Source organism: Micromonospora sp. M51 (assembly GCF_018070305.1).
In the GTDB taxonomy this organism is placed as follows: Bacteria; Actinomycetota; Actinomycetes; order Mycobacteriales; family Micromonosporaceae; genus Micromonospora; species Micromonospora parva.
In genome coordinates this window covers 1-6,797 of record NZ_JAGPXZ010000305.1, presented here as the reverse complement: position 1 = coordinate 6,797, position 6,797 = coordinate 1, and the positions used below count along the sequence as shown (strand labels likewise).

General features: G+C 71.6%; 7 protein-coding genes and 1 pseudogene. 7 read left to right on the top strand and 1 reads right to left on the bottom strand.

The window, feature by feature from the left end; genetic code table 11:
• Positions 1–216 precede the first annotated feature (216 nt).
• The 5 genes and pseudogenes from KBX53_RS17480 (at position 217) to KBX53_RS17460 (ending at position 3,510) form a co-directional block, all read left to right on the top strand.
• Positions 217–765, top strand: coding sequence for an RNA polymerase sigma factor (locus KBX53_RS17480; RefSeq protein ID WP_210860389.1), 549 nt, complete (start codon positions 217–219; stop codon positions 763–765).
• A complete protein-coding gene (locus tag KBX53_RS17475) occupies positions 762–1,559 on the top strand; it encodes a zf-HC2 domain-containing protein (RefSeq protein ID WP_210860388.1) in 798 nt (265 codons plus the stop codon). The genes KBX53_RS17480 and KBX53_RS17475 overlap by 4 nt, the downstream gene beginning before the upstream one ends.
• A 34-nt stretch (positions 1,560–1,593) precedes the next feature.
• Positions 1,594–2,310: pseudogene (locus KBX53_RS17470) on the top strand (ABC transporter ATP-binding protein); the annotation flags it as partial.
• A gap of 268 nt (positions 2,311–2,578) precedes the next feature.
• Positions 2,579–2,899, top strand: coding sequence for a hypothetical protein (locus KBX53_RS17465; RefSeq protein ID WP_210860386.1), 321 nt, complete (start codon positions 2,579–2,581; stop codon positions 2,897–2,899).
• A complete protein-coding gene (locus KBX53_RS17460; RefSeq protein WP_210860384.1) occupies positions 2,896–3,510 on the top strand; it encodes a hypothetical protein in 615 nt (204 codons plus the stop codon). Before KBX53_RS17465 ends, KBX53_RS17460 begins: the two co-directional genes overlap by 4 nt.
• Before the next feature lie 45 nt (positions 3,511–3,555).
• Here the strand turns inward: KBX53_RS17460 and KBX53_RS17455 are convergent, their stop codons facing one another.
• Positions 3,556–4,725, bottom strand: coding sequence for an acyl-CoA dehydrogenase family protein (locus KBX53_RS17455; RefSeq protein WP_030337958.1), 1,170 nt, complete (start codon positions 4,723–4,725; stop codon positions 3,556–3,558).
• A gap of 197 nt (positions 4,726–4,922) precedes the next feature.
• On the opposite strand from KBX53_RS17455, the gene KBX53_RS17450 reads away from it, so the two are divergent.
• Entirely contained in the window at positions 4,923–6,350 is a 1,428-nt protein-coding gene (locus KBX53_RS17450; protein WP_030337957.1) for a UDP-glucose/GDP-mannose dehydrogenase family protein, read from the top strand.
• A gap of 150 nt (positions 6,351–6,500) precedes the next feature.
• The coding region (locus KBX53_RS17445) for a hypothetical protein (protein WP_210860382.1) at positions 6,501–6,797 on the top strand (297 nt) is incomplete at its 3' end.

Below are 6,797 nucleotides of genomic sequence, written 5' to 3'. Positions count from 1 at the left end.
CGGTGGGCTGCGGGGACGTGACGCGGCTGGGGTCGTGGCGGGGGTGGCCGGGTGGGGCGATCATCCGAGGGTGATTCTGTCGGTCGGCAACACCTCGGCGGTGTGTGACGTTCCCGGTGTGTGGGGAGTCACCCCACCCCGTTCGGCCGAGCGAGCTGTGACCACTGTCACAGCACGATCAGAACCGGGGATGGGGTACGCGTCGTCTTGCCTGGTGTGAAGCGAAGTCTGGACGGTCTCGACGAGGGTGAACTCCTCCGCCGCGTCGCCCGGGGCGACCGGCGCGCGTTCGACGCGCTGTACCGGCGTACCGCCCCGTGGTTGACCGTGCGGCTGCGTCGACGCTGCGCCGACGAGGACATCGTGGCCGAGGTGCTCCAGGAGACGTACCTGGCGGTCTGGCGGTCGGCCGGCAGCCAGGCGCAGTCCACCTCCGGCAGCGCGGTGGGCTGGTTGTGGACGACCGCCGCGCACCGGCTGATCGACGCGTTCCGCCACCGGGCCCGACGCGAGCGAATCCCGACGGTACGCACCTTCGAACCCGTCGCCCCGGCGGCCGAGGACGAGGCGTTGGCCGGCGGGATGGACGCCAACCTGGAGAACGCCCTGCACGCGCTCCCCCCGGAACTGCGGCAGGTGCTGCGCTCGATGGTCCTCGACGGGCTGACCGCCCGGGAGACGTCGCTGCTGCTCGGCATGCCGGAGGGGACCGTGAAGACCCGCGCGAGACGCGCCCGAATCGCACTCCGGGAGGCGCTGTCATGACCGCTCACCCCACGCCCGCTCTCCTCTCCCGCTACGCCTCGGGCGGGGTGGGCGTCGACGACGCGACCATCTGGGCGGTGGAGGCGCACCTGGAGACCTGCGCCGACTGCCGGGCACTGCTGACCCATACCGTCGACCCGGGCACGCGTGACCTGCTGGACCGGGTGGCCGGCGCCGTGGCCGCCGGGATCGCCACCGGCCCCGCACCGGTGCGTCGTCGGCGGCTACCGCGTACCGGGGTCGCCGCCCGGATCCTGCCCTGGCTCGCCACCGCCGCCGGGCTGATGCTGGCCGCGGTCCTGTTCGAGAAGACCTTCGCCAGCCTGCCGTCGCTGGTGCTGCTGGTCGCTCCGGTCGCGCCGCTGCTGCCGGTGGCCGCCGTCTGGAGTCGGCGGGGCGACCCGGTGTGGGAGTTGGCGGCCACCACACCCCGTACCGGCCTGCCGCTGTTGATGCGCCGTTCGTTGGGGGCGCTGGTAGCGGTCCTGCCGGTGCTCGCGGTGGCCGGCTGGGGCACCGGGCACTCCCCCGGCCTCTGGTTGCTGCCGGCGCTGGGCTTCACCGCCGGGGCGTTGGCGCTCGGCACCGTGGTGGGGATCGACCGGGCCGCACTGGGGTTGGCGCTCGCCTGGTCCCTGGGTGTCGTGGCGCCGAGCCTGGTCGGCGGGCGACTCCCGGCCGTCCTCGCCGGCAGCAGCCTGACCGGTTGGGCGCTCGCCACAACGCTGCTGCTGGCCGTGGTCTTCGTCCAGGCCCGATGGCGGTCGCAGCTGCCCACCAGCACGTTCCGATGACGAGATCCAGCCAGCACCGAATGGAGACACGATGATGCGTACGGTCAGCGTGGCGGAGACCGCGCCGTCCACCTACGCGTGGGCGGTGCACGCCGAGACGTTGCGGGTCCGGGCCGGCCGACACCTGGCGGTCAACGGTCTGGACCTGAGGTTGGGCACCGGTGTGCACGGGCTGCTCGGCCCCAACGGCGCCGGGAAGACCACGTTGATGCGAGCCCTGGCCACCGTGGTGAAGCCGGCCGGTGGGCGGCTGACACTGCTCGGTGAGGAGGTCACCGCCGGTGCCGACCTGCGCCAGGTCCGCCGCGGCCTGGGGTACCTGCCGCAGCACTTCGGCTTCTACCCGCGCTTCACGGTCCGCGAGTTCGTCGAGTACATCGCCTGGCTCAAGGAGATGCCGAAGGCGGTCATCCCTGGCGCTGTGCAACGGGCCGTCGAACGGGTCGGCCTGGCGGACCGCGCCGACTCCCGGATGAAGACGCTGTCCGGCGGGATGCTGCGCCGCGCCGGCATCGCCCAGGCGATCGTCAACGATCCGACGGTGCTGCTGCTCGACGAGCCGACGGTCGGCCTGGACCCGGAGCAACGCCTCGACTTCCGTGAGCTGCTGCGGGAGATCGGCCTGGACAGTTGCGTACTCGTCTCCACCCACCTGGTGGAGGACGTCGCGGTGGCCTGCACCGATGTGGTGCTGGTCAGCGAGGGTCGGTTGGTGTGGCAGGGCAGCACGGGAGAGCTGGCCGCGCGGGGCGGCGGTCGTCGACCCGGTCGCCGTCGAGCTGGTGTGCGACAACGACGGCCCGCAGGTCTGCGTGACGCGGACGCACGCCGCGCTGCTGCCGGACGTGGTGGGCCCGGCCCGGCAGGCGCTCGCCATGATGGCGGCGAAGCTGCCCAACGCACCGGTCCGGGCGGTCCAGACGCAAGAGGTCACCTACTGGGCGCGGCCGGACCCGGACACTGCCCCGGCCCGGCACTCCGCCGACACGATCGTCTTCGACACCCCCACCATCAACCGGGTGGGGCGCGCCGACCTGTCCGGTGACTACTTCCTGCCGGCCCTGCTGGAGGCCGCCTGGCGGCAGGAGTGCGGCGACCAGTCGGTGCGGGGCGACGTGTACGAGGCCCGGATGGTCGCCGCCGCCTGGCTGACCGGTCGGCCACCGGCCCCGCAGCCCGGGTGGCCCCCGTCGGAGATGGCCCAGCTGGTGGGCGCGTACCAGGCGCTGGTCAACCTCCCGGAGGTCGAACAACGACGTCGGATGGCGGCGGCCCGCGAGGGTGCCCTGGCCTGCCGGGACGACGAGCTGGTGGCGAACGTGCCGACGGGCCGGCCGTGAGGTTCCTCCAGCTGCACCTGCGCGCCCGCCGGATACCCCTCGCCCTGGCCACCGTGACCGCGTTGATCGCACTGGCCTGGGCGCTGTCGCTGGCCTACACCGACTCGGCGACCATCAGCGCCCGGACGGCCAGCCTCGCCATCATGCTGGCGGTGGTCGCGGTCGGCAGCACGCTCGACGGCGCCGACGGAGCCCTCGACCACACCATGGCGGTCAACTGGCCGGTACGGCGCGCCGGTCATCTGCTGCTCGCCGCCGCCGCGATCACCGCGCTGCTGGCCCTCAGCATGGTCACCGACGCGCGTTACGAGCCGTTCGCGGTGACGGTGCGCAACACCGCGGGGCTGCTCGGGCTCACCGCGCTCGGCGCCACGGTGCTGGGTGCCGCCCTGTCCTGGATCGCCCCGCTGACCTGGACCCTGATCGCGGTACTGCCGATCATGGTGCCCAGCCGGGACCTGAAGATGCAGGTCGCCGGCTGGCTGATCCAACCTGCCGGGACCACCGCCGCCACCGCCTGCGCCGTCGTGCTGGCGGTGACCGGACTGCTCGCGTACGCGGTGCGGGGTTGCCCCGTGCGGCCGGTGAGTGAGACGTCCCCCGACCAGTGACGGACGTTCCGATGCTCCGGAGACCCCGGAGCATCGGAGCGAGCCCTAGACGACGTCGGCCAGCAGCTGCCGGGCCATGACGATCCGCTGCACCTGGTTGGTGCCCTCGTAGATCTGAGTGATCTTGGCGTCGCGCATCATCCGCTCGACCGGGTAGTCCCGGGTGTAGCCGTAGCCACCGAGCAGCTGCACCGCGTCGGTGGTGATCTCCATGGCGGCGTCGGAGGCGAAGCACTTCGCCGCCGCGCCGAAGTAGGTGAGATCCGCGTCGCCGCGCTCCGACTTGCCGGCCGCCGCGTACGTGAGCTGGCGGGCCGCCTCGAGCTTCATGCCCATGTCGGCGAGCATGAACTGGATGCCCTGGAACTCGGCGACCGCCTTGCCGAACTGTCGACGCTCGGCCACGTACCCCTTGGCGTAGTCGAGCGCGCCCTGCGCGATGCCGACGGCCTGCGCGGCGATGGTGACCCGGGTGTGGTCCAGGGTCTTCATCGCGGTCGCGAAGCCGGTGCCCTCCGCGCCGATCATCCGGTCGGCCGGGATCCGCACGTTGTCGAGGTAGACCTCGCGGGTGGGCGAGCCCTTGATGCCGAGCTTCTTCTCCGGCGCGCCGAAGCTCACCCCGGAATCGGACTTCTCCACCACGAAGGCGGAGATGCCACGGGAACGGGCGGACGGGTCGGTGACGGCGAAAACCGTGTAGAACTCGGACACGCCGGCGTTGGTGATCCAGCGCTTCACGCCGTTGAGCACCCAGTGATCCCCGTCACGTACCGCCCGGGTGGTCATGGACGCCGCGTCGCTGCCCGCCTCCGGCTCGGAGAGGCAGTACGAGAACATGGCGTCACCGGCCGCGACCGGCGTCAGGTAGCGACTCTTGATCTCGGCGGAACCGGCCAGCAGCAGTGGCATCGTGCCGAGTTTGTTCACCGCCGGGATCAGCGAGGAGGACGCGCAGGCACGGGCCACCTCCTCGATCACAATGGCGGTGGCCAGCGCGTCCGCCCCCGCGCCGCCGAATTCCTCCGGGATGTGCGGTGCGTGGAAGTCAGCCGCCCGCAACGCGTCGTAGGACGCCTTGGGAAACTCCCCGGTCTCGTCGGCCTCGGCGGCGTGCGGAGCCACCTTCGCGGCGCAGACCTCACGCACCGCTTCCCGGATCGCCTGGTGCTCATCGGGCAACCGGTAGACGTCGAACGACTCCCCTGCGGCCATCTCGGCCCTCCCCTTCACCGCTATCATGCGCAGTCTGTGACGACTCCTGACCGCCGACCGCGCAGACTGAAGACTAGCGACTGCAGTTCAGGTGATGTTACCGGCGCGTAGGCATGGGCAAGATGGTGCACCCGACGCGCTCAGCCATGATGAAGACCGAGACAGTGAGCTAGCCAGCGCGAGCGGAGAAGACAGGCGTGACGATCCCCTACCCCACCATCCAGCCGACCCCCGCCATCGCCGCGGTGACTCCGCCCTCGGGCGCTCCCCGGCCGCGGGTGACCTTCCTGGGAACTGGTTACCTCGGTGCGACGTACGCCATCTGCTACGCGGAACTGGGGTACGAGGTCCTCGGCTTCGACGTCGACGCCGACAAGATCGCAAAGCTGAACGCCGGCCAGGTGCCGATCCACGAGCCCGGCCTGGACGAGCTGCTGCGGCGCAACCTCGCCGCCGGCCGGCTCCGGTTCAGCACCGACATCGCCGAGACCGCCGACTTCGGTGACGTGCACTTCATCTGCGTCGGCACCCCGCAGCGGGCCGACGGCATGGGCGCCGACCTGTCGTACGTCGAGGCGTCGGTCACCAGCCTCGCGCAGCACCTGACCCGCAAGGCCCTGATCGTCGGCAAGTCCACCGTGCCGGTCGGCACCGCCGAGTGGGTCGAGCAGCTCGTCGACAAGCACACCCCCGACGGCCTGAACGTCGAGGTGGCGTGGAGCCCCGAGTTCCTCCAGGAGGGCTTCGCCGTCGACGACGTCCTGCGGCCCAACCGGATCGTGGTCGGCGTCAAGAGCGAGTGGGCCAACGGCATGCTCTACGCCGCCCACAAGGGCGTGTTCGACCTGGCCGCCACGGAGGACCGCGAGGTACCCCTGGTGGTCACCGACTTCTCCACCGCCGAGCTGGTCAAGGTCGCCGCGAACGCCTTCCTGGCCACCAAGATCTCCTTCATCAACGCGATGGCCGAGGTCTGCGAGGCCTCCGGCGGCGACGTCACCCAACTGGCCCGCGCGATCGGCTACGACCCGCGGATCGGCAACCGGTTCCTCCAGGCCGGCCTCGGCTTCGGCGGCGCCTGCCTGCCCAAGGACATCCGGGCCTTCCAGGCCCGCGCCCAGGAGCTGGGCGCCGGTGAGGCGCTGCGCTTCCTGCACGAGGTCGACCTGATCAACCTGCGCCGACGTACCCGGGTGCTTCAGCTCGCCGCGGACCTGCTCGGCCGCCGCTCGGGCCCGGCCGGCCCGGACTTCGCCGGCACCCGGATCGCCGTGCTCGGCGCCACCTTCAAGCCCAACACCGACGACGTCCGCGACGCCCCGGCGCTCGCCGTCGCCGCGCTGCTGCAGAAGGCCGGCGCCGACGTGCACGTGTACGACCCGCAGGGCACCGAGAACGCCCGCCGCGCCGTTCCCGAGCTGACCTACGAGGCCAGCATGAACGAGGCCGTCACCGACGCCGACCTGGTCTGCGTGCTCACCGAGTGGGCCGACTTCCGCAACGCCGACCCGGTCGCCCTGGGCGAGTTCGTCAAGGGCCGCAAGGTCGTCGACGGCCGCAACTGCCTCGACCCGGCACTGTGGACCCAGGCCGGCTGGGAGTACCGGGGCATGGGCCGCCCCTGACGGAACAGACGCCCACCGGCCGGTCATCGAGCATCTCGATGGCCGGCCGGTGTCGTTGTTTGCCCGGGACCCGCCGACAAGAGTCGAAATCCGCGCCAGCTTTGGGCATGCTGCGACAGTGGGAGTCCACAGTGCGGGTGGAGGGGTGTCGTGGCGACCTTTCAATGCTCCTCGTGCGGCCGGGAGATCAAGCCGGCCGTTCGATGCCCGCACTGTGGGGCAGATCAACCACAGTGGGTCGAGCACCTGGCCGACATTGAGCGTTCGATAGCGGAGATGAAGGCGCGCGACGCCGCCATCGCGCGCGAGCAGCGGCAGATCGCCGCCAAGATGCAGGCCGCGCTCTTCCAGCGGGACATCCTCGCCCACGCCGGCGAGGAGCGCATCAAGCAGGCCACCCGGCCGCGCCGGGTGCTGCGCCGCCGTCCCGGCCGGCGGCCACCGACC